General features: G+C 36.8%; 20 protein-coding genes and 1 pseudogene. 4 read left to right on the top strand and 17 right to left on the bottom strand.

The window, feature by feature from the left end; all coding sequences use genetic code 11:
- Positions 1 to 151: 151 nt before the first annotated feature.
- From DVW83_RS04255 to map, 16 genes are all read right to left on the bottom strand, one after another.
- The gene (locus DVW83_RS04255; protein WP_104660434.1) at positions 152 to 2,290 is read right to left on the bottom strand and encodes a glycosyltransferase family 2 protein; all 2,139 of its coding nucleotides are present in this window, start codon (positions 2,288 to 2,290) and stop codon (positions 152 to 154) included.
- Between the two features lie 39 nt (positions 2,291 to 2,329).
- Positions 2,330 to 3,916, bottom strand: a complete 1,587-nt coding sequence (locus tag DVW83_RS04250) for a class I SAM-dependent methyltransferase (protein ID WP_104660435.1) — start codon at positions 3,914 to 3,916, stop codon at positions 2,330 to 2,332.
- Positions 3,906 to 5,126: an ABC transporter ATP-binding protein gene (locus DVW83_RS04245; protein WP_053111845.1), complete on the bottom strand. Its 1,221-nt coding sequence runs from the start codon at positions 5,124 to 5,126 to the stop codon at positions 3,906 to 3,908. Before DVW83_RS04245 ends, DVW83_RS04250 begins: the two co-directional genes overlap by 11 nt.
- Before the next feature lie 11 nt (positions 5,127 to 5,137).
- Positions 5,138 to 5,944 carry an ABC transporter permease gene (locus DVW83_RS04240; protein ID WP_005880971.1) on the bottom strand — a complete coding sequence of 269 codons (807 nt, stop codon included), beginning with the start codon at positions 5,942 to 5,944 and terminating at the stop codon, positions 5,138 to 5,140.
- Positions 5,945 to 6,254: 310 nt separating this feature from the next.
- Positions 6,255 to 7,496, bottom strand: coding sequence for an EpaQ family protein (locus tag DVW83_RS04235; RefSeq protein WP_258078931.1), 1,242 nt, complete (start codon positions 7,494 to 7,496; stop codon positions 6,255 to 6,257).
- Positions 7,497 to 7,717: 221 nt separating this feature from the next.
- On the bottom strand, positions 7,718 to 9,745 hold the full coding sequence (locus DVW83_RS04230) for a DUF7657 domain-containing protein (protein ID WP_104660351.1): 2,028 nt from the start codon (positions 9,743 to 9,745) through the stop codon (positions 7,718 to 7,720).
- 56 nt (positions 9,746 to 9,801) lie between these two features.
- On the bottom strand, positions 9,802 to 10,650 hold the full coding sequence (rfbD, locus tag DVW83_RS04225; RefSeq protein WP_104660352.1) for a dTDP-4-dehydrorhamnose reductase: 849 nt from the start codon (positions 10,648 to 10,650) through the stop codon (positions 9,802 to 9,804).
- 151 nt (positions 10,651 to 10,801) lie between these two features.
- On the bottom strand, positions 10,802 to 11,830 hold the full coding sequence (gene rfbB, locus DVW83_RS04220) for a dTDP-glucose 4,6-dehydratase (RefSeq protein ID WP_104660353.1): 1,029 nt from the start codon (positions 11,828 to 11,830) through the stop codon (positions 10,802 to 10,804).
- 24 nt (positions 11,831 to 11,854) lie between these two features.
- A complete protein-coding gene (rfbC, locus tag DVW83_RS04215; protein WP_005880979.1) occupies positions 11,855 to 12,427 on the bottom strand; it encodes a dTDP-4-dehydrorhamnose 3,5-epimerase in 573 nt (190 codons plus the stop codon).
- A gap of 13 nt (positions 12,428 to 12,440) precedes the next feature.
- The gene (gene rfbA, locus DVW83_RS04210; RefSeq protein ID WP_137239070.1) at positions 12,441 to 13,307 is read right to left on the bottom strand and encodes a glucose-1-phosphate thymidylyltransferase RfbA; all 867 of its coding nucleotides are present in this window, start codon (positions 13,305 to 13,307) and stop codon (positions 12,441 to 12,443) included.
- A gap of 97 nt (positions 13,308 to 13,404) precedes the next feature.
- A complete protein-coding gene (locus tag DVW83_RS04205) occupies positions 13,405 to 14,112 on the bottom strand; it encodes a glycosyltransferase family 2 protein (RefSeq protein WP_104660355.1) in 708 nt (235 codons plus the stop codon).
- A 4-nt stretch (positions 14,113 to 14,116) separates the two neighbouring features.
- Complete coding sequence (locus DVW83_RS04200) at positions 14,117 to 14,944, bottom strand: glycosyltransferase (protein WP_104660356.1); 828 nt, start codon at positions 14,942 to 14,944, stop codon at positions 14,117 to 14,119.
- Positions 14,944 to 15,744 carry a glycosyltransferase family 2 protein gene (locus tag DVW83_RS04195; RefSeq protein ID WP_104660357.1) on the bottom strand — a complete coding sequence of 267 codons (801 nt, stop codon included), beginning with the start codon at positions 15,742 to 15,744 and terminating at the stop codon, positions 14,944 to 14,946. Before DVW83_RS04195 ends, DVW83_RS04200 begins: the two co-directional genes overlap by 1 nt.
- The gene (locus DVW83_RS04190) at positions 15,745 to 16,875 is read right to left on the bottom strand and encodes a glycosyltransferase family 4 protein (RefSeq protein ID WP_005880987.1); all 1,131 of its coding nucleotides are present in this window, start codon (positions 16,873 to 16,875) and stop codon (positions 15,745 to 15,747) included.
- Positions 16,876 to 16,954: 79 nt separating this feature from the next.
- Complete coding sequence (locus DVW83_RS04185; RefSeq protein WP_104660358.1) at positions 16,955 to 17,878, bottom strand: YihY/virulence factor BrkB family protein; 924 nt, start codon at positions 17,876 to 17,878, stop codon at positions 16,955 to 16,957.
- 31 nt (positions 17,879 to 17,909) lie between these two features.
- A complete protein-coding gene (gene map / locus DVW83_RS04180; protein ID WP_104660359.1) occupies positions 17,910 to 18,674 on the bottom strand; it encodes a type I methionyl aminopeptidase in 765 nt (254 codons plus the stop codon).
- Between the two features lie 167 nt (positions 18,675 to 18,841).
- Between map and DVW83_RS04175 the strand changes: the two genes are divergently transcribed.
- The gene (locus DVW83_RS04175) at positions 18,842 to 19,282 is read left to right on the top strand and encodes a flavodoxin (RefSeq protein WP_104660360.1); all 441 of its coding nucleotides are present in this window, start codon (positions 18,842 to 18,844) and stop codon (positions 19,280 to 19,282) included.
- 121 nt (positions 19,283 to 19,403) lie between these two features.
- Here DVW83_RS04175 and DVW83_RS04170 read toward each other — a convergent pair whose 3' ends face one another.
- Positions 19,404 to 19,973 carry a TetR/AcrR family transcriptional regulator gene (locus DVW83_RS04170; protein WP_104660361.1) on the bottom strand — a complete coding sequence of 190 codons (570 nt, stop codon included), beginning with the start codon at positions 19,971 to 19,973 and terminating at the stop codon, positions 19,404 to 19,406.
- A gap of 255 nt (positions 19,974 to 20,228) precedes the next feature.
- On the opposite strand from DVW83_RS04170, the gene DVW83_RS04165 reads away from it, so the two are divergent.
- The 3 genes and pseudogenes from DVW83_RS04165 to DVW83_RS16090 form a co-directional block, all read left to right on the top strand.
- A complete protein-coding gene (locus DVW83_RS04165) occupies positions 20,229 to 21,461 on the top strand; it encodes an aminopeptidase (protein WP_104660362.1) in 1,233 nt (410 codons plus the stop codon).
- A gap of 467 nt (positions 21,462 to 21,928) precedes the next feature.
- Positions 21,929 to 22,234: a DUF898 family protein gene (locus DVW83_RS04160; protein ID WP_104660363.1), complete on the top strand. Its 306-nt coding sequence runs from the start codon at positions 21,929 to 21,931 to the stop codon at positions 22,232 to 22,234.
- A 403-nt stretch (positions 22,235 to 22,637) separates the two neighbouring features.
- Positions 22,638 to 22,718: pseudogene (locus DVW83_RS16090) on the top strand (DUF5960 family protein); the annotation flags it as partial.
- Positions 22,719 to 22,836 lie beyond the last annotated feature (118 nt).

Here is a 22,836-nt window from a genome sequence, read left to right as displayed (position 1 = left end):
GTATCTATTGGTGCTCTGAGCATGAATAAGAAAAAGTAACTCCTTCGCCTTATTTTTTTTTGAGTCGGCACCTTCTGCCTTTTTTTGACAAAAAACTATAAAAAGCCATTATGTGCGAGCGAATCACAACATAACAGCTTTTTATTATAGTTTAGTCTGGTCTCAACGAAAAGTCGCCGATTCCTTCTTTTGTTAAATTATCATTGTAGAATGGATCATGCGCAATATATGCTGGCCATTTATCTTGCATTTTTTTGATTTCACCAGCAAATCGTTTTTGCTTTTCAGGGGTATCTTCATACCCTCTGGATTTTGATTCAAAATGATACAGTTCTACTTGGTGTGCATAAACATTGTATCTACCTAATTCATAGATTTTCAAACATAGATCGACATCATTGAATGCCACTTCTAGCGTTTCATCGAATCCATTGACAGCTTTAAAATCAGCTGCTTTAACCATCATACAAGCAGCCGTGACCGCTAGATAATTCACATCGATGACTAACCGACCAAAATAACCGCAGTGGGTACGATCGTAGTTATTCAACGCGTGCCCTGCAACCCCACCAATTCCTACAAGTACACCTGCATGTTGAGTCGTATCATCTGGATAATACAACTTCGCTCCAACGCAACCGATACGATCAAACTGAGCATAAGAAACCATTGTCGTCATCCAATTTGGTTCAATGACTTCGGTATCATTATTTAAAAACAAGAGATATTTTCCACTTGCTTTTTCTGCAGCTAAATTGTTTATTCGAGAATAATTGAAAGGAATATCGATCAACTCCACGATAAATCGTTCGTCCAATTGTTTTTTATATTCAGCGAACAGCTCTTGCATCTTAGGATCTGTACTCCCATTATCCGCAATAATGATCTCATAATTTGGATAACTTGTTTTTTCAATGATTGAGTCGACGCATAGTTTCAGATCATCATACCCATTTTTTGTTGGGATAATGACACTGACCAGCTCTTCTTGCAATACCTCATAAGTGACTTCATAGAAACCTGAGATCAAACCTGGACGGACGGTTCCTTTGATTCCTCTTCTATTTAGAGCATCAGTTAAGGCTTTCACGCCAGAATCATAGATATAACTTTTCGCTTCGCCGCTGCTGGCTGTTGAACCTGGAATGGTTCGCCAATGATAAAGTACTTTATCAATATGGTAAATATGGTCTTCAGGGATCTGTTCTGTCACTCGTAAGACTAAATCATAATCTTGCGATCCTTCGTACCCTTTTCTAAATCCACCAAGGGACTTGACGATACTTGAACGATAAACACCTAAATGTGAAATGTAATTATTTCCCATTAGAGTATCTGGTGACCAATCTGCTTTGAAATGTGGATCGAAACGATTCCCCTCAGCATCGATCTTATCTTCGTCACTATAGATCACATCAAGTTCAGGTCGCTCATTTAAAACTTTCACTACTTCAAAAAGTGCATGAGGTGGTAATTCATCATCATTGTCCAGCAAAGCAATGAATTCACCAGTTGCGATTTCTAATGCAGAATTTGTTGCTAAACTGATATGCCCATTTTCTTTTCGAAAGACAACTTTGATCCGTGGCTCTTTTTTCTCATAAGCTTCTAAACATTTCTTGATTTTGGGATCGGTAGATGCATCATCACTGATACACAGTTCCCAGTTATCATAAGTTTGATTTATCACAGAATCGATACACTTTTCTAACCATTTGATTTCTACATTGTAAACGGGCATCGCTATGGAAATCAGCGGGCGATAGTCAAATTTTTTAGACTGCTCTTGTTGACTTTTCAAATCGATATTTTCGTGGCGAGTGATCCACTCTGCATAATCGATTGAACCTGGTTTTAGTTCTAGTTTTACTCGGCGAATTGCTTTTTTTACACCATGTGTTCTGGCATAATTGATGCCTTTTTTCAATAACCGTTTTTTCTTTTCCCAACCAGTTTCTAGTCCATCATCATAAGGGTAACGACTATTTAGTTTCACAGCGATCCCATTTTGATGTTTTTTGGTCTGGAAGTCGAGGATTGCTCTGCCTTTTAATCGTCCAGATAAGCGGATCGAAAAACCGCTTGGTGTTTTTACATCTAAGTTATATAAATGATTGATATCGAGTCGAACGACATTTGTTACCTCTGCGATAACATTTTCTTTATCTACTTTGATATGAGGAATCTCTTTTGTAACCTCATCGACTGCCCAACCGACGATCAGCAAATCGCCCGTTGCTCGTTCACGGGTGATTTTATCAATAAATACGGCAATTTCTTTTTTTTGCACTATCTTCCGTTCTCCTTTATTTTTCTTGAATAAATGTGATCAGATTTCAACAAACCATGTTTGCCCATTCTCAGCTGTCAACTCGACCATAAATGAGTGTTGGTCTTGCTCACTTAGTATCTGTAACTCAAAACCAGCTTTCATTCCTGCTGGGAGTTGTTCTGCCTGATTGACTTCAGGACGTTCAACCTGTAACACATTAAAATATGGAGATTGGTTTTCTGACAAATGATATGCTAACGGTTTACGATCACTATTCGAAATCCCCCATCCTATGATCGTCAATAGTTTCGTTTCAGGATTCCATGATCGACTATCGACACATAAAGATAGTTCTTTTGCTTGGATTTTCTTTGGTGTTTCTTTTAGTCGTTTTCCACGTGATTTGATCGTGAACTCTTGTTCATCCAATAACGAATAATAACGAGTAGTAGTTGTTTGCAAGTAATGATCTAATGTCGTCTTGTCGATTCTTAATTGCTGATTTTCTTTTTCAAGCATATCGATTCTTGTTTCAAGTTGCTGTTGGTTTGCTGCTAAGGGTTTGATCGTAGCTAGCAATTCTTCCATCGTTTTAGTTAGTTCACCAATGAATCGATAATGGCAATGAACCGTTATTTCTTTCCCTGCAACATTCGAAAGAAGAAACATTGGTCGTTCTTTTCCATCAAATAAGTAGCAATCACTTGGTGTGCGTATCACCGCATTTGTTTGAAGATACTCGCTTTTCTCCCCAGAAATCTCCACTTGAAATTCAATGGTACTTGGTTGTTCCTCAAACAAGAAGGAAACAGTTTCTACATCTTCTGGGATAGAAAAAGAAAGTACTTGGTTTTCACCGGTATGATTGTTGAATGGAATCGTTTGACTCGTTTCTTGACTGTCAGTTTTTTGTTTCATGTCCATTAGTCGTACATAATTTGAATTTTGCGGTTCAGAAACTTTGTTCTTTTCCACCGGATGTTTCATCAACGAAAAGAAATACTGATAAACTTCTCCGAATGGGCGCATTTTGAAATCATAACGGACCGCTTCAGGTAATTCTTCATACGTTGATTTTAACTCTGTATCTCCTACTGCTAAATAAAGGTAATCCTCGATATTGACATATAGCCCAGCTTTTTCAAAAACTTTTTGGAAGCCATCATGCGTATAAAAAGAATTGTGTGTTTCATCTAACAAACCGTAAGAAGCCCAAGGTAGTTCATTATTGAAGAGGTGGATCATCACTGAATTATGAACGAGATTTGGAAATGTGATGAGGATCTCACCGTCTTCATTTAAGAATTCTCTAACCTTTTTCAAGGTTGCTCCTGGATTGACTAAATGTTCTAAAACATCTGCAAATAAGATATAGTCAAATGTTTGACCAGCATAGTAATTCGCCCATTCAAAACTTTCGATATCGCCATAGAAGCCATCTTGTGAAAACTCATTGACAAAATCAAACAATTCTTTGTCTAGTTCCACGATACTTACTTGACAATTTTTTGCGCCGATCAAATGTTTCGTCAATCGGCCATTACCTGGGCCAAATTCCAATACTTTACTTCCAGGTTTGATTTGAGCAGCAATTTTACCTACACTACTTTGCTCGTCTAAATCCATCTCAAAATCATATTTCATCGCTCTGATTACCTTCTTCCCATTTATGGTCCAAGATCACGATTCCTTCACCGATATACGAACCATTGACAAATAGATTCATATATTTTGTTTTGTAGACTAAAGGAACAGTGGCATTTTCTTCAAAGACCGCTACATCAAAATAATACTCGCCAGCCAATAGGCCAAGTTTGTTGTATTCTAAATAAAAAACATTCTTCCCTTTCTTCCAAGGGATCTTGATTCCATCAAGCAACGTGTTTAATCCACAAACATAAAAATTATCTACTGTTCGTAACGCAATCCCCAACACTGGATTTTTGATCGTTTCTTCTTTTACTTCGTAAGTTACTTTGACGTAAAGTGTTTCTCCTTGTTGAAGGACATCGATCGGCTTTTTGTCTTTATCTAATAGTTCAGCGCTCAGCACATCAACAATATCTGGAGCAGCAAAACGTTCTACTTGGTTTTTGTTTCGGTCAACTGTCTTGACTGATTTTTTCTTCAAGAAATTCTCATAATTCGTGGTAACATCCATTGTATCGCCGTATTCCACGACTTCTCCATTTTTCAACCAATAAGAACGATCACAGAATCGGCGGATTGAACTGATGTCATGAGAAACGAATAAAATTGTCTTACCTGAATTTTTGATTTCAGTAAATTTTTCCATACACTTCAATTGGAACTCCAAGTCACCAACAGCTAATGCTTCATCCACGATCAAAATATCTGGATTGACATTGATAGCAACCGCAAAAGCTAAACGTACGAACATCCCACTTGAGTATGTTTTTACTGGCTGATAAATATGGTCACCGATATCGGCAAATTCAATGATATCATCAACCATCCCGTCGATCTCATCACGAGAAAAGCCTAAGACCATTCCATTTAAATAGATATTTTCATAGCCAGAATACTCTGGATTGAATCCTGAACCTAATTCTAGCAAAGCAGAGATTTTTCCTTCAATCTCCATTGTGCCTGAAGTCGGAGTCAATACCCCGGTGATGATTTTAAGCATCGTTGATTTTCCTGATCCGTTTTCTCCAACAAATCCGATCATCTCACCTTTTTTTATTTCAACATTGATATTTTTCAATGCATAAAAAACATCATGATAAGATTTTTTAAAGGGATTCAACGCTTCACGAAAACGATCTGAAGGTTTTGCATACATATTATAAGATTTTGTAATATTGTTTAATTTAATCGCATACTCTGTCATGTTTATACTCCTTACAACACATCTGAAAAATGTGGTTTCAATCTACGGAACACTGCAGATCCGATTATAAAAATAGCTAACGTGAAGACCCAGAAATACAACGTGTACATCCCATGCTCCCAGAACCAAGCTTGACTTAAGAATGATTCGCGGTAGCCTTGGACAACGTAATATAGTGGGTTCAATTTAAGGATCTTGATGATCATTGGGTTAAATTGTGCTGGACTCCAAAGGATTGGCAATGTCCACATGATCAACTGTAGTAAAATAGTGATCAGCTGCATTAGATCGGGTAAAAAGGGTTGGATCGATGCAGTCAACCAAGTCAATCCTGTTAAAAAAGCGCACATACAGAACAAATAATAAATCAATTGCAATGTCATCGCAGTAGGAAAAATCCCATAAATTGCCGCAACTAATAACCCAATCAAAATAAAGAAAAGATGGGTATAAAGGTTCGCTAAAATTTTAGTCGTTGGCAAAATGCGGATATTGAACACTACTTTTTTCACTAAATACGTATACTCCCTAAAAACAAGAGTTGTCGAAGTAAATGCATCAGAGAAAAAGAACCATGGAACCATCCCAGTGATCAAATAAACGATAAAGGGATATTTTCCGTCAGTCATCGCTGCTTTTAGACCAAAGCCGAAAACTAACCAGTAGATCAAGACAGTAAATACTGGGTTGATGAACGCCCATAAAATTCCTAAAAAAGAGCCCGCATAGCGTGACTTGAAATCATTTACTGAAAATTGAAGCAATAACTTTCTGTTCTGATAGATATCTTTCATAAATAAAAACAGATCTTTAAACATTTGTGTTCCTCCAAGCAATTTCTGTTAATTACAGTCATGTGTCATTCTACCACATTTTTATTGACGGACTGCGATATTCTTTATTTCTTAATTTTCTATTAAGTAAACTTAACTCTAACGTTCTTATTTTACAAAAGATAGCCAGTAATTGCAATGCAGCCCTTGCCTAGACAACAGTCAAAATGCTCTTTCTCTAAGAAAAAGTCGCCAATTACTAAAATTTGATTTACAAATTTTAGTAATTGGCGACTTTTAACTGGTTCCTTGATTGAACTAACCATTAGAAATAGATACGCTATGAATCATTTTCTTAATGCGTCGCTTCATAGTGACGGGCAACTCTTGATGTCGTAGGTTCTTCCGTTTCTATTGGCATAGCATTCAATTCAGGCTGTTGTTTCGGTAGATCATAACGATGAGTGGTCATCGCTAATAGTAGGTAGACAATTGGTAACCAAGCAAATGAGGTAAGTGTATCTTCCATGAATGACTGCATCATCACTGCAAAAAAAGCCCACAGGAAGGTAACTTGTCCATTTGATAAGTCACCATTTAATGTTAGTCTTCCAACGTAGACGAGGAGCAGAATTGCTGCGATTACTACACCTATTAATCCATAGAGGTTCAGGAATGAATTATAGCTGTTATGGTTACCCAAATATTGCGTTCCTCGTTGAAAAATAAATGGTTTCATTCCAAGCCAAACCTGTTGGCTTTTTTCTGCGATCGTGTCGTAAAATTTCAACCAGATTTCTTCTCTACCCGTGAAAATATTGACTTTTTCTGAAACAGCAGCTAAAAAGGAAAGTGGTAAAGCCAACACAGCAACGGCAAAGTATCCTAGGAATGGAGCTTTGATCGTTTTAAAGAATTGCTTTGGCCAGATATCTAATAAAACAAATACGATCATGGCAATCAATGCCCCTCTCGATTGACAGACCCAAATACCTAAAATACCCGCAACTAACGCAGGTACCCCTAGCAAGCGTACATACCATCGTTCAAATGAACTAGCAAAGCTGCTGATCAATAAGGAAAGCATCATCAACGAACTGCCAATCGTATTAGTATTGATCCATATATCTGACAATTTGTTACTTGGCGTCCAGATACTTTGTCCTTCTGGAACCTTTATTTCAGTGAATACGCGATAAACAGTAATGCCTAAAAAGATATAAAAAACCAGCATATAAACTGCTCGATCCAATTTATCAAATTCGATCCATTTCACGATCAGTACTAATGCCACAATAAGAGGGATCAATAAGTCAATATACATTGAACTATCTCTAACATCGCGAAAATGAGCATAAAAGAAATAAACTATTATCGCGATTGCGAGATAGAAAAAGTCAAAACCTCTTATTTTGTAGAGGTTCAATGTAAATAAAGTAAAGATGCCGTATGTCACTAATAATGAACTATTGTTATACAAAAAGGTAGCTGAAGGAAAACTTAGACCTACTGTCCAAATGAAAAAAATAGCTGATACAAGTAATAATAACAGTAATGCACTCATTTTATTAATCAATTTTTCTACTATCGTTTGAATTTTCTTTCCCTCCTTCTATTCTCTTTGATTATACTGTTTTTAAAAAATAAACAAAAGTTTTATTTTAACAATCGATCAAATAGCAATAGATTTCCAAGAAAAAAAGACAGATCATTTAAAAATAGTTCATCCTATTTCTATAAATGATCCGTCTTATTACGGAAAATCAGCTTTTTACTCATCAGTTTAGGACGGGGGTAATAGCTGTATTTTCTCCGTTCTTACCAATTGACTACGTTATTAGTAGTGGCGTTATTGATATTACTCAAATCATTTTCAGGATAATTCACTTCAAATATCCTATATCCGTCGTTATCTGGACCATAAAGTTGAGTAAATTGTGCTTCACCAAGCAAATTATAATCTGTCAACGGACGCTTGCTTACTACGTAGTGTATTCCTAGCTTTTCTGCATCTTTGAAATTCAACGTTACAGAAAACATATCTGGGCGATCTAGTATATAAGAAGTGTCCTCTTTCGCAATAAACGCTCGCGTATGGGCATAACGATTGTAGTATTTCTCGTACTCTTTATCTGGATCGATTTTTTTCCAAGCATTCATATCTGGATAAAAACGGACTGTATTAAATGATTTTACACCTAACGTTGGCGTAAAATTATAGAGTTCATCTTCTGATAACCACACTTTTCCAGGATCTTGCTGATTGATTTGTTGGATTTCTTTTGCCAATGTTTTTTCAAAAATGGCCCCTGTGCCTTCTACGACTGGATTGACGAAACAGCCAGATGCCACGATCAATGCTGTAAACGAGAGATAAAACAAACGAGCATGATGGAATAAGACAAAAGCCAACATCAAGGTCCCCAACACAACAATTGCAGTGATTTCTAAGACAGAAAAATAATCAGCCATTCTTGAATTCATCAATGCATACGTATAAATCCCTGCATTCACAATTAATAGGATAAATTTATACCATGTTGGAATAACATCTTCTTGCCAAATATACGCAATAAACCAAATCGTCAGTAGACAAGCCGCAAAACTAAATGTTAAATAGGCTCTAGCCGTTGGTACATAAGACAATAGAGTGATTTCAGCGATTTCCTTGGGTAATCCCACAGTGATCCAAAAAATCGCAAACAAACAAAATAACATCAAAATTCGACCAAATAATTTTTGTTCACTATTTTTTTTGCCAAATAATACAAATGGACTAGCCAAAAAAACGGTCGGGAAAAAGTGATAAAAGAGTGCCACTTCTGAATTATTAGAAAAAGTGATGTCTTTAAAAGGAATCTTCCAGTTTGTCAGAAAATAGAAAAATTTACCAATTGTCCAATTCCCACCTGTACTAACACGCTTTCCAGGATACAATGTATTTAACGAAGCCATCAAGGCATCTTTAGAAGTGAGCCAAAAATGAACCATAATCCCGCCAATGAAAAGAACAGCTCCGATAATCAAAACAGCATCGAACCAATCCCAAGTAATCTTTCTCCCGTAGTAGATCAGCAATCCAACAAAATAAAAGACAAGCAAATATGCGAGCATCACTTGATGCGCTGGATAAATGACTAAGATAAACCCAATCCCGAAAATCACAACTAGCAACATCATCAATGCCCTGAGCCACTTCTTCTCATGCTGGTAAAAATAATGGTAAAAAGCGACCATCAGACCTAAAGTGAAGAATATCAGATCACCTACATGCTGCATGAACCACCATTGAACAGCTGGAGAAAAGGTCAGTGCAAAAGAACTAATCAGTGACAATGCTTTTTTCTTTCTTGTTAAGATCATTAAAACTTCAAAGCCTAATAACACCATAACAACCAGTTTCATCGCCCAATAAAAGGATAGCCCACGATCTCTTCCAAGGAAAAAGAAGCCCCAGTTGAAAGGTTTGCCGATCACAGTGATATCTTTTACTGGCGAATTATAAGCAATGATCATATTTTGACCATTTAGTGAATAATCATCATTTACTAAGGGATAATCATTTTCAGCTTGTGAAAGATAAAATGGCGTTTGGACTAACCATTCATCTGACCGCACCTCTCGATTTTGGCCAAAAATCACATCTGTCTTCTTACCATCTTCTCGTTGTGAGATATATTTATCCCATGTGCCGAGAGAACTGCCATTTAGATTGAACGTAACAATGACTACGATGACTAAAAGACCAATCAAATATCGAAGTTTTAGAAATACATCAAGAAAAGAAAAACCTGACTGTTCCTTTCTTTTTGATGTCTGTCGTGCACTTCTTGTTTGTTTTTCCATATCATTCTCCAATTTCTTGTTTCTTTTCTTTTAATAATGAGGAAAAACATTCATATCTATTGATTATTTTTGGCTGCCACTAGCATTTTTTCCAATGCTTCCTGCCAAGTAGGGATAACAAAACCTAATTCCTCTGCTTTTTTCAAACTCATGACAGAATATTGTGGGCGAACGGCTTTTTGTGGATATTCTTCTGAAGTGACAGGTGCCACTTCAACATTTGTTTCTTTTAAGATTTCTTTGGCGAATTCATACCATGAACAGCTATCTTCATTCGACAAATGATAAATACCGTAAGGCGCTTGTTGTTCTATCACGTAGACCATAAATTCTGCAAGTGTTCTTGTCCATGTTGGTCGACCAAACTGATCATCGACGACCGTCAAGCGATCATGGGTTTCTGCCAAACGTTGCATCGTGAAGACAAAGTTATGACCATAAATACCGAATACCCAAGAAGTACGGATAATGTAGTAATCATCTAAAATATCTTGGACAGCTTGTTCTCCCAATAATTTTGTGCGACCATATTCATTCAAAGGATTCGTTGCATCATCAACTTCATATTCTTTGTCTTTATTTTTGCCATCAAAGACATAGTCCGTGCTGATATACACTAATTTTGCCCCTGATGCTTTAGCTGCAAGCGCTACATTTTTTGTTCCATCCACATTGATTTTTTCATCTAATTCTTTGCCTTCTTCTTCGGCTTTATCTACCGCAGTATATGCTGCACAATGGAAAATGATTTCTGGTTTCAATTCAGTGATGTAAGCCATTGTTTTTTCAGCATCTGTAATATCTAATTCTTTCGCATCTGTCGATACATAAGATAGTCCTTTTTCATCTAATAAGTGGCGCAACTCTGTTCCAAGTTGTCCATTTCCTCCTGTTAATAAAATCATTGTTGTTCTCTCCTCTTTTTTCGTTTTAAAAAAGGGTCTGTAACAATTGTCACAGCTCCCCTTTTATAATTTGTGATACATAAGTAAATCAACATATTTTCACGTTATCAACCGCATCTTCTCAGATATCGACAAGCTACGTATAGTGGATCTACTGTCCGTTTTTAGCATAAGCTGCTTCAACAGCTTCTTTTTCTTTTTTCCACCAGTCTTGATGGTCTTCATACCATTTGATGGTGTCGGCTAAACCATCACGGAAATTAGTGAATTCTGGTTTCCAACCAAGTTCTTCACGTAATTTTGTTGAATCAATCGCATAGCGAAGATCATGACCCGCGCGATCATTGACATGATCATAAGCATCTTTAGGTTGCCCCATCAATTCTAAAATCAATTCCATCACTGTTTTATTGTCTTCTTCACCATCTGCACCGATCAGATAAGTTTCGCCGATCTTTCCTTTAGTCAAGATCAACCACACAGCAGAAGAGTGATCGTTTGTATGGATCCAGTCACGAACATTTTTACCTTCGCCGTATAATTTTGGACGAATGCCACTTAAAACGCTGGTGATTTGTCGTGGAATAAATTTCTCAATATGCTGATATGGGCCATAATTATTTGAGCAATTTGAGATCGTTGCTTGTAAACCGAAAGAACGCACCCACGCTTTGACTAACAAATCTGAACCAGCTTTAGTTGAAGAATACGGGCTTGATGGGTTATACGGTGTTTCAGAAGTGAATTTTTCGCCTACTCCTTCTCCATGACCAGGCAAGTCTTCACGTAGTGGAAGGTCTCCATAGACTTCGTCTGTTGAAACATGATGATAACGAACGTTGTATTTACGACAAGCTTCAAGTAATGTATACGTGCCTATGATATTCGTTTGAACAAATGGAAATGGATCTTTTAAAGAATTATCATTATGAGATTCTGCCGCATAATGCACGACAGCATCTGCATTTTTTACTAAAGAATCAACGATTGTCGCATCAGCAATATCTCCTACGATTAATTCTACACGATCACTAGGAAGTCCCGCCAGATTCTCTTTGTTTCCAGCATATGTCAACTTGTCTAAGACGGTTACATGGATTTCTGGATGATTATTTACCACATAGTGGACAAAGTTGGAACCGATAAAGCCGGCACCACCAGTAACAATGATATTTTTCATATGAATCTCACTCCTCGTCAAATGTTAGATTTCACCATAAACAAATGGATTTTCTGCTTCAAATTCTTTTAAGGTCGGATGGTTGTGGTCTTTTTCAGACATGATTGCCTTTGAAAGATCGATTGGCCATTCAATTGCTAGATCCGGATCATCAAACGCGATGCCGCCATCTGCTTCAGCATTATAGTAGTTGTCACATTTATAAAGAAAGTTTACATTTGGCGTAAGCGTGACAAAGCCATGGGCGTATCCTTTTGGTACTAACAACTGACGATGATTGTGTTCAGACAAGATGAATCCATCCCATTGACCATAGGTAGGACTTCCTTTTCTGATATCAACGACTACATCTAAAACAGCCCCTGACGTAACTCGGATCAGTTTTGTTTGCGCTGCTTCTCCTTTTTGGAAATGAAGGCCACGAAGAACGCCAGCTTCAGCTGACAGCGAATGATTGTCTTGAACGAAATCGAAGTCTAAGCCGTATTCAGCAAATTTTGCTTTTGAATAACTTTCTGTAAAAAAACCACGATGATCGCCAAAAACATCCATTTCGATGATTTTAACATCTGTTAATTTTGTATTAGTTACTTTCATTACTAAAGACTCCCTATTCAGAGGCCAATTTTAAAAGATATTGACCATATTGATTTTTTTTCAGTGGTTGAGCTAGCGTAGCTAGTTGTTCTTTAGTGATATAGCCCATGCGGTAAGCTATTTCTTCTAAGCAAGCGACCTTTAGATTTTGTCGTTTTTCGATTGTTTCGATAAAGGTAGATGCTTCTAGCAATGATTCATGGGTCCCAGTATCAAGCCATGCATAGCCGCGACCCATCAATTCTACAGAGAGATTGCCTTTTTCTAAATAAGCTTTGTTCACATCAGTGATTTCTAGTTCCCCACGTTCTGAAGGCTTGATATTTTTAGCAATCTCTATGACTTCATTATCGTAGAAATACAGACCTGTTACTGCATAATTTGATTTCGGTTTTTCCGGTTTTTCTTCGATTGACAAAGCATGCATATTTTCATCAAATTCAACGACACCAAAACGTTCTGGATCATTTACATGGTAACCGAAAACTGTTGCGCCACTTTCTTTCGCTGCAGCCCGTTGCAACATTTTGGATAATCCACCACCGTAGTAGATATTATCGCCTAAGACAAGACACACACTATCATCACCTATGAATTCTTCTCCAATGATGAACGCCTGTGCTAAACCATCTGGACTTTCTTGTACTGCATATTCGATCTGAAGGCCTAATTCACTACCATTACCAAACAGATCCTTGAATCGTGGTGTATCTTGAGGTGTCGAAATGATCAAAATTTCTTTGATGCCTGCCAACATCAAAGTTGACATTGGATAATAAATCATTGGTTTATCATAAATTGGCATCAACTGTTTTGAAGTTGCTTTAGTCAAAGGATACAAGCGAGTCCCGCTTCCTCCTGCAAGAATGATTCCCTTCATGAATATAAGTTCTCCTTTTATTTGGAATTTTACTTTGTTATTATCTCATCAAACTATCTATTTGTCATGAAATTCTTGACAATTTATACATCTTTTATCAAAGTCTCAACCATTTTCTTTTGACAAGGGCCTTCAGCAAATGGAGCCGCCAAGAAATTTTCTGACGAATCTTTGAATGAGTGTTGATTTCACTTACATTGAAATCATGCCTGCGATAAAGTGTCAACGGTTGTCGAATAAAGCCGACATGTTTTCCACCTAATAAACCGATCCACATATCATGCATCGGAACATCGATTGGAATAGGCAAAATGTCTTTTTTCAAAGAAGAGCGAAATGCCATGCCCGCCCCGATATAGTGACTGCGGATCAAATTATTTAGCCAACCTTCTTTTGACTGACGATACGCAAAATAAGAAGAGTGACGCTCATTCAATTCACTATCAACAATCACGAGATCAGAAACCACAACTAATTGTTCTGGATATGTTTCAAAATACGCTGCTATTTTGTCGACTTTTCCTTCTAACCACACATCATCCTGATCTGCTAAAAAGATGATATCGCCTTTCGTCTGTTCAATGGCATGACCAAAATTAGCAATAAGACCCTTTTTTGGTCCTTCAAAAATTTTGATCCGTGCATCTTTTTCAGCATATTCCGCTAGAATCGCTAATGTGCCATCTGTGGAACCGTCATCAGAAACAACCAACTCATCATTGGTTGACAGCTGTTTTAAAATACTGTCTAGTTGTTCTTTTAAATATTTTTCACCATTAAAAGTAGCCATACAAACTGAATGCACAAACTCACACCTTCCAATTTTCAGCAAAGGATCGCAAGGTCAATCGCCAGATTTTTCTGTTTTTGACTGTCAAAAACTGCTTTGCTGTACGCAGTAATAATTGTTTTCGATGTTTTTTTAGTAATCCTTGATCATAATTTTGGTAAAATAGAGTTTCCGCCTGTAAAATAGAGCGGTATCGATTCACGTTCACCTTGGTATAATCAAGTACGGAAAGATCATGTTCGATTTTCTGAGGTAAAACAGCTACTTTTTTCTTTCGCTGGTGTATTTTCCAAAATAACCAATGATCCAAAAAATCGAGAGGAAAATCAACATTGAATCCTCCGATTTCTTTTAAAAAATCAATGGAAAAAACGGCGCCAGAATTAATCGCCATCAATCGGTCGCTAACAAGTTGTGGTTTATCCACCATTTGGACTTGGCGATTCACATACTGATCTGCATAGACCGGTGAAATTTGACGTCCATGATCATAAACCATGGGGACAGCAGCGACTTGATCCTCTACCCAAATAATCTGCAATAAATCATCAAAGTACGACTCGCTTAATCGACTATCTTGATCCAATAAAACAAAAGAAGAATGCTCTTTTTTAGCATGCGCTAACGCATAATTATAAGCTTTTGCGAGTCCTGGATTTTCTCCATCATGATAATACAAAACATTGTCTGTCTCAAAAAGCGGCTCTGTTTGTGATTCACCGCTATTGTCATACACTACGAGTTGAATCTTTTTTTCAAAGACAGCTTTGGAAAAAAGATCATATGAAGGCAGGTGGGACAAACTTTGTTGATAAAGAACGACCACAACTAATAATTGATTTTTCATCAAAAAAAAGTCCACCCCCACTTATTGAAAAATTTCCCCATCGAAGTCAAGAATACGCGGAAAAGTTTAAAATTCCGATGGGCGCCTTTCCCATATAAATGGATGATCGAATACTTTGGTGTATAAAGGAGTTTATATCCCGCCTTTTCGGCTTTTAAACAGAGATCATTATCTTCAAAGTACATAAAGTAACGCTCATCAAAACCATTGATTTCTTTGAATTTTTTGACATCTATCACCATAAAACTCCCAGAGATCATGCGAACATAGCTATTCGAGTCCTCAGGCAATTCCCGACATTCAAACGTTGCAAGTCGTTTGTCAAACATCTGTTTGACAAAGTGGAAAGGAATAAAACGTAAGATATAATCGAACACAGCCAATCGCTGACGAATCAAATACTGTGTCGTACCATCTTCGTTCAATATTTTAGGTGCGAGCATCGCACATTCTGGATGCTCTTTTAAAAGTTGAACTAATTCCACGATTGTTTGTTCTTCGACTAAAACGTCTGGATTAAAAATGACTGCATAAGGAGATTGGCTTGATAACAAGTTATGATTGTGACCATACCCAAATCCTTTATTTTCTGCATTGAAATAAATTTTGATATACGGATATTGCAGATACTCTTTTAATTTTTCTTGGTAGTCTGACATAGAGCAATTATCAAATATCAAAATTTCGATGTTTGGCTGATCCTCAAGACTTGCAATAAGCGTATCTAGGGTCTGAAAGATTTTTTGGCTATTTGCCGTCACAATACTGATTAAAATTGGCTGTTCGATTCTTTTTTCCATTTAACGTCTATTCCATTTCTTCTTGTATTTCTGTATCACTTGTGTCCGATATTCTTTATTACCCAAAAAGCGCAAGGTCTTAAGAATATACTGATGCTTCTCATTGATCAGACCAATCAATTCGAATAATAGAATCGCTGCAAAAAGCATAGAAATGATCAAAACGATTGTTCCTAGTTCTCCAGTGTAATTCATGATCATCGCTGTGAAGGAAAACATCAGTGCTATCGCATAAATCGTTAAAACCGCTCCTTTATGAGTAAAGCCTAAGCTCATCAAGCGATGATGTAAATGTTTTTTGTCCGCAGTAGAAAATGACACACGGTTGGCTTTTCTTCTCACGATAGCAAAAAATGTATCTGTGACTGGTACTCCCATGACGATCAATAACGAAATAGAAGAAACAAACGTCACATTCTTTAATCCTTGTAAAGAAAGAACTGCCATCATAAAGCCTAAAAAAAGTGCCCCTGTATCTCCAAGATAAATCTTTGCAGGATAAAAATTATACGGCAGAAAACCAATGATACTTGCTACCAAACAAAAGATGACAATAGGTATATAAACCGTAGAAGCATGTAAAAAAAAGTACCCAATAATACCGATCGTGATCAATCCGATCAATGAGATCCCAGCTGCTAATCCATCTAGCCCATCAATCAGATTCACTGCATTTGTAATACCAAATATCCAGAATATGGTCACTGGAAAACTCAGCCAACCTAATTCGATATAACCGAAAAACGGTAGCGTAAACGAATCTATATGGATGTCTGCAACAAAATAGATAATCAAGGATGCCAATAATATCCCGACGCTTTTTTGTTTCGGTGTCAACTCAAATTTATCATCCAACACACCTGTTATGATAATGACTGAAGCAGCGAATAAAATAGGAAGGATATAAAATTTGGGAATAATATCACGAAAAAAGAATAGCGTCGATGCCACAAATGAAAGAAAAATAGGTAAGCCTCCAGCAGAAGGCATTGGAACTTTATTGATGCGTCGTTCATTTGGTTTATCGACCATTCCTGTTTGTACTGAAATGATTTTAAATATAGGAGTTAATATTAAAGATAATAATATCGTTGAGAAAAATCTTATGACCATACTAAATGAAACAAGCATATCGGCACCTACTTTAATCTAAGAGTTCAAAATTATTATAAAAACACTTCTATACATTTGACAAGAAGAACTCTCATATCTAATTTTTTTTATGAGAAAATTTATTTTTCAAACGAATGATCCATTTGTTAGTAGGATCTCGTCGTTTTTTTACTTCTTTACCTGTTATGTATTCCTGCACAACAGCATTGATGATCCCCCCAAGTATGATGATGGTTGCTGCAAAATTCAACCACAACATCAGCACGATAAAACTTCCGATGATTTGATAACCGCTGACTCGTGTTGCGAAATACTTTGCATAAATACCAAATACTTGTGAGAGTAACATCCAACCGACTGTTGCAAAAATCGTTCCTGGAATCACTGCCTTTAGCTTTAGTTGCGCATTGGGAACGATCAAATAAATCAAAAACATAATAACGAATAAAGCAACCAACGTAATTGGCCATTTCAATGTTTGGAATTGATCAATGAAGTTCACAGAAAATTTAAAAATAGGTTGGATTGCTTCTAAAATCAACTGTCCAAGACCTAAAACGATCGTCACTCCGCTGATTGCAAACATAAACAAAAGGATCACTACAAGTGAAAAAAAACGGACGATCAAAAAGTTTTTTCTGTTTTCCACACCATACGCTTTGTTCATGGCAATTTGCAGTGCATTGATACTTTGACTCGCAGACCACAAAGCTGCCAGAGCAGAAACTGACAAAAGTCCGCCCGAGCTTTGAGTTAGCAGGTTTTTAACTGCCGGACCGATAAACTGATAGATCGTCTCTGGAATCACTTCTCGTACATATGTCAAGACTGTTTCTTGGTCGATATGGAGAAATGGCAAGATATTCCCGAATGCAATAATCAGGGGAAACAATGATAGGAGTAAGTAATACGCTACAACAACAGACGTAGTTCCCATCTCTGAATCAGTGATACGTTTTTGTGTTGTTTCAATAAACCGCATCAAGTTTTCATTCTGTTTGATTCTTGCCAAAATTTTCATAAAATTCTCCCATATCTATTCATTTAATTGATCAATAGGTACCTTCTTCACCTTGAGATGTCAAAATTCTTGGACCATCTTTTGTGATTGCTAAGGTATGTTCATATTGGCAAGACAGACCACCATCTCTTGTATACGCTGTCCAACCATTAGGATCCATTTTCATTCTCCATGTCCCAGTATTTACCATTGGTTCGATCGTGATGACCATTCCTTCTTTCAAGCGTAACCCTTTGCCGGCTTCACCGTAATGAGGGACTGGTGGCTCTTCGTGGATCGTAGGACCGACACCATGACCAATAAAATCTCGGACCACAGCTAAGTTTTCCCCTTCTACATATGTCTGGATAGCATGCCCGATATCGCCGATACGGTTGCCTACTTGTGCTTGTTCTATCCCTAAATAAAGTGCTTTTTTCGTTACTTCCATCAAACGATCGATTTCAGATGTAGATTCGCCAACAACATAAGACCAACATGAATCGGAAATTCCACCCTTTAAGTCGATACACATATCGACTTTTACTAGATCTCCGCTTTTTAGCGGTTTTTTACGTGGAAAACCATGACAAATCTCATCATTGATACTGATACATGTTGCATATTCGTATCCTTCAAAACCGATTTGTGCAGCAATTCCTCCATGGCTTTCGATATAATTACGAACAAATACTTCGATATCCCAACTTGTTATACCTGGTTTGATAAAATCTCGCAGATTTTTATGTACATCCGCTAGTAAGGCACCAGACTCTGCCATCGTTTCAATTTCTCGTGCTGATTTTAATGTAATCATACTTTCGTCTCCTTTTTACAAATCCTTTTCATTTTACCATAGTAGCTTGGATTTCGCCAAATCAGATTCTCTCAAATCGCTAAGTTCTGTTTTCTTTTACTCGATGTTTTGGTATACTTTATAAAAATGAACACTTCATTTCATTTATTAATCAGGAGGCACAACCCATGGCTTTAGCAAAAATTGTATATGCAAGTATGACTGGAAATACAGAAGAAATTGCGGATATCGTAGCAGAAGCTTTTGAAAATTTAGATATCGAAGTTGAAATCAACGAGTGTACCCAAGTGGATGCAGATGAGTTTGAAAATGCAGATATTTGTGTCGTCGCCACTTATACATACGATGACGGAGATTTACCAGATGAGATCGTTGATCTATATGAAGACTTACAAGAATTAGACTTATCCGGAAAAATCTATGGTGTGTGCGGCTCAGGTGATACCTTTTATGATGAATTTTGTAAATCGGTGGACGACTTTGATGCAGCATTCGCCAAAACTGGTGCTGTCAAAGGTGCAGAGAATGTCAAAGTCGATCTGAACGCTGAAGAAGAAGACATCGAGAATCTTGAGGCTTTCGCAAAAGCACTTGCAGCAAAAATATAAAAAGAACGCATCCTGTCGGAGAGAAGTGACAGGATGCGCTCTTTTTATCATTAGAAGCATTTAATTTCGGAAATCAACGGGTACGCTTGGCAAAGATTTTCAACGGCATAATAAATGGTTATCAATCCACTTCGATTGGTTCTTTCAAATTCAAAATAGCATCAATATTGTCTTGGATGATTTTTTCAATCTGGTGATCTGTGGGGTGGATGATGTTCGAGGACATCAAGGCAGCAATACCTGTAGCAATAATCCAAGTACCATTATGCAAGGATTCGATTTGTTCATCTGACAAGTACGCATATTGGGGGTCGGCCTTGACCATTTGTACAAAATAATTATAAGAGAAAGCCTGCATCTCCTTTCCCCCACCATATTCTTCTAAGTACAATGAACTATATAGTTTTTTCTCACGATTAGCGAAATGAATATAGTTATAAGCTAAATCAATAATCATATTCCCAGTATGTACTACAGGAAACACTTCATATTTTAAGTAATCATAGATTTGTACAAACAGTGCCCGTTTTAAGTCATCCATGTTTTTAAATTCAAGATAAATCGGTTGGGTGGAACAATTCATCTTATTTGCAATATTTCTAGCAGTAAATCTTGAAAAACCTTCTGTGGTAGCCACTTCATATGCAGCTGACAAAATCTGCTCCTTTGTAATCGTCTTTTTTCTTGCCATAATTTTTTAATCTCCTTGAAATTATTTATAACGCTTCCACCATTGATTGATTTTATTGTAACATGTTTTTTTTACTATACACAACTTGTTTTTGAATATTTACAAAAATACTCAAATCAAAGCAATCATCAAAAAAAAAGCACTATTTTTTTATACAAGAAATTAACATTTACATGTTTATACAAATTGTATATACTTTTATTAAATGTTATCATACAAATAGTTATCCGATAAATAATGAGGAGGAAAAAAACTATGTTAGCAAATTTTAATGAAAATCTTGAAAAATACGCACGCTTGATCGTTGAAACTGGAGTCAGCGTAAAAAAGGACCATACCGTTGTCCTACAAATCAACGTTGATCAGGCTCCTCTAGCACGTTTGATCACAAAAGAAGCCTATCAATCAGGTGCAGCTGAAGTCATCGTTCAATGGACAGACGATGTCATCCAAAAAGAATTTCTTTCTCATGCAGCAAATGATCGTCTTGAGCAAATCCCTCAATATAAAATTGATCAAACAAACGATTGGGTAGCTAAAGGTGCAAGTCGAATCAGTGTCGTTTCATCCGATCCTGAAGCATTTGCTGGAATCGATAGCGATCGTGTAGCCACATTTCAAGCCGCCTCTGGCAAAGCCTTGACGAATCTTCGAAAAGCGACACAAGCAAATAAAGTAAGTTGGACAGTTGTTGCAGCAGCAGGCAAACAATGGGCTGCAAAAGTCTTCCCTGATCTACCTGAAGAAGAACAGGTCGATGCTTTATGGAATCAGATCTTTAAAACTACTCGTGTTTATGAAGAAGATCCAATATTAGCTTGGGAAAAACATGATGAAACATTGGCGCAAAAAGCTGCAGAGCTAAATAAAGAACAGTTTTCTGCTTTACACTATACTGCCCCAGGTACAGACATCATTATAGGGTTGCCAAAAAATCATCTTTGGGAAGGCGCTGGAAGCTATAACGCCCGTGGCGAAAAATTCATGGCAAATATGCCAACGGAGGAAGTCTTTACTGCCCCAGATTACCGACGGATCAATGGGTATATTTCTAGTACTAAACCACTAAGTTATGCTGGGACTACTATTTCTGGAATGACATTCACATTTAAAGATGGAAAAGTCATCGATTTTTCTGCAGAACAAGGTCAAGATGTATTAGCTAAATTATTGGATACAGATGAAGGCGCTCGTTCGTTAGGAGAAGTAGCGCTTGTACCTGATCCCTCTCCTATTTCTCAATCAGGTATCATCTTCTATAACACATTATTTGATGAAAATGCATCCAATCATTTAGCACTCGGCGCCGCTTATGCATTCAGTGTAGAGGGCGGAACAGAAATGACCGATGAGGAACTAGCAGAAGCTGGCTTGAATCGAAGTCAAACTCATGTGGATTTCATGGTGGGATCCGATAAAATGAATATTGACGGAATTCGTGAGGATGGCTCAACTGTTCCCGTTTTCCGAAATGGTAATTGGGCATGATCAGTTAGCTCCCCTACTTCATTAAAGAATAAAATCAGATTTTTTCCTAAAAACTAGCAACTATCACTGACTAGGAGAAATTTTCTTGGTTAGTGGTGATTGCTAGTTTATTTTTTCTGACTATCTGCACATCTTATCCATATCCATGAGAAAATTTCTTTTGAATGACATTGATGCTAGCAATATTTGAAAGACAGCCTAAGACCTACTGAGTTACGAATACATTCTTTGATGTATTGATTTTTCTACAATTGAAAGTGCTCGAAAAATCATGAAAACAACTTTATCAAAAATGAGAAAAAAGCGATTTTTCACCTTCTCTAAAGAAAGATAAAATAACTTATTACTATCCCTAAGCTTACCAAGTTTTTTCATGGAACCAAAAAAAGCCGTACTCGAACTGGCAGACTGTTCTTGTTATACAGATTCTTTACGAAAAAATCCAACCTAGAAAAGAGGAATTAGAAATGAAAAACTCGTATTTTGATGGCGGATTGGTGACGTATATCGGCACATCGATTCTAGCTACTTTGATTACCGTGTGTACTTTCGGCATCTGTGCACCGTGGGGAATTTGCTTGCTGTATAATTGGAAGATCAAACACACAGTGATCAATGGAAAAAGACTGTATTTCGATGGTACAGCAATGCAATTATTTGGAAATTGGATTAAGTGGTTATTACTGACATTTATCACGCTGGGAATTTACGGTTTTTGGTTAAACATCAAATTGGAACAATGGCGAGTGAAGCATACGCATGTAGCAGGTTGATATTTTATGGTTGGTTTTTATCTACCAAGTACAGTTTATGTATCGAGGTGTTTCGTTTACTTCCTCTATGAGAAGTGGTGACTCAAGATAAAACATCGATACTGTTCACTACTTTATATGAAATGACAACTAGTTTTGTATAAGTACAAAGCAACCCCCTGTACCACAATGGATACAGGGGTTATTTATACGTTCCTGACTAACTATTACACGTCTTCTGTTGTGTTTGTTATTATAAGAAATGTTATCATAATAGGATTCCTTTTTGTTTGTGTTTTATTAAATTCGATTTTTTTTGGCACATAATTTGGCACAAGTACTTGTTCACCTATTTATTTAGTATAATAAATTCCACCTTTACAAAAAAACGTTTGTTCGTATACTCTTTTCGAGGTGATCTTTTATGCTGATGGAAGGAAAAACACAATTATGGTTTAAATTTGATCCTTTGAATAGATTTATCAAAATTTTTTATATGATTTATATAGAAAAGAAATCAAGCAGGGACTAACATATAATGGTATTAAAATCACTATGAGGTCCCATCCTCGTTATTTAGAAAAAGAAGAATCTTTTTATCATTTTACTTGCAAAGAATGGAA

Source organism: Enterococcus sp. VV15 (assembly GCF_005236045.1).
Classification (GTDB): domain Bacteria; phylum Bacillota; class Bacilli; order Lactobacillales; family Enterococcaceae; genus Enterococcus_B; species Enterococcus_B durans.
This window is presented reverse-complemented; position numbering and strand designations above follow the sequence as displayed.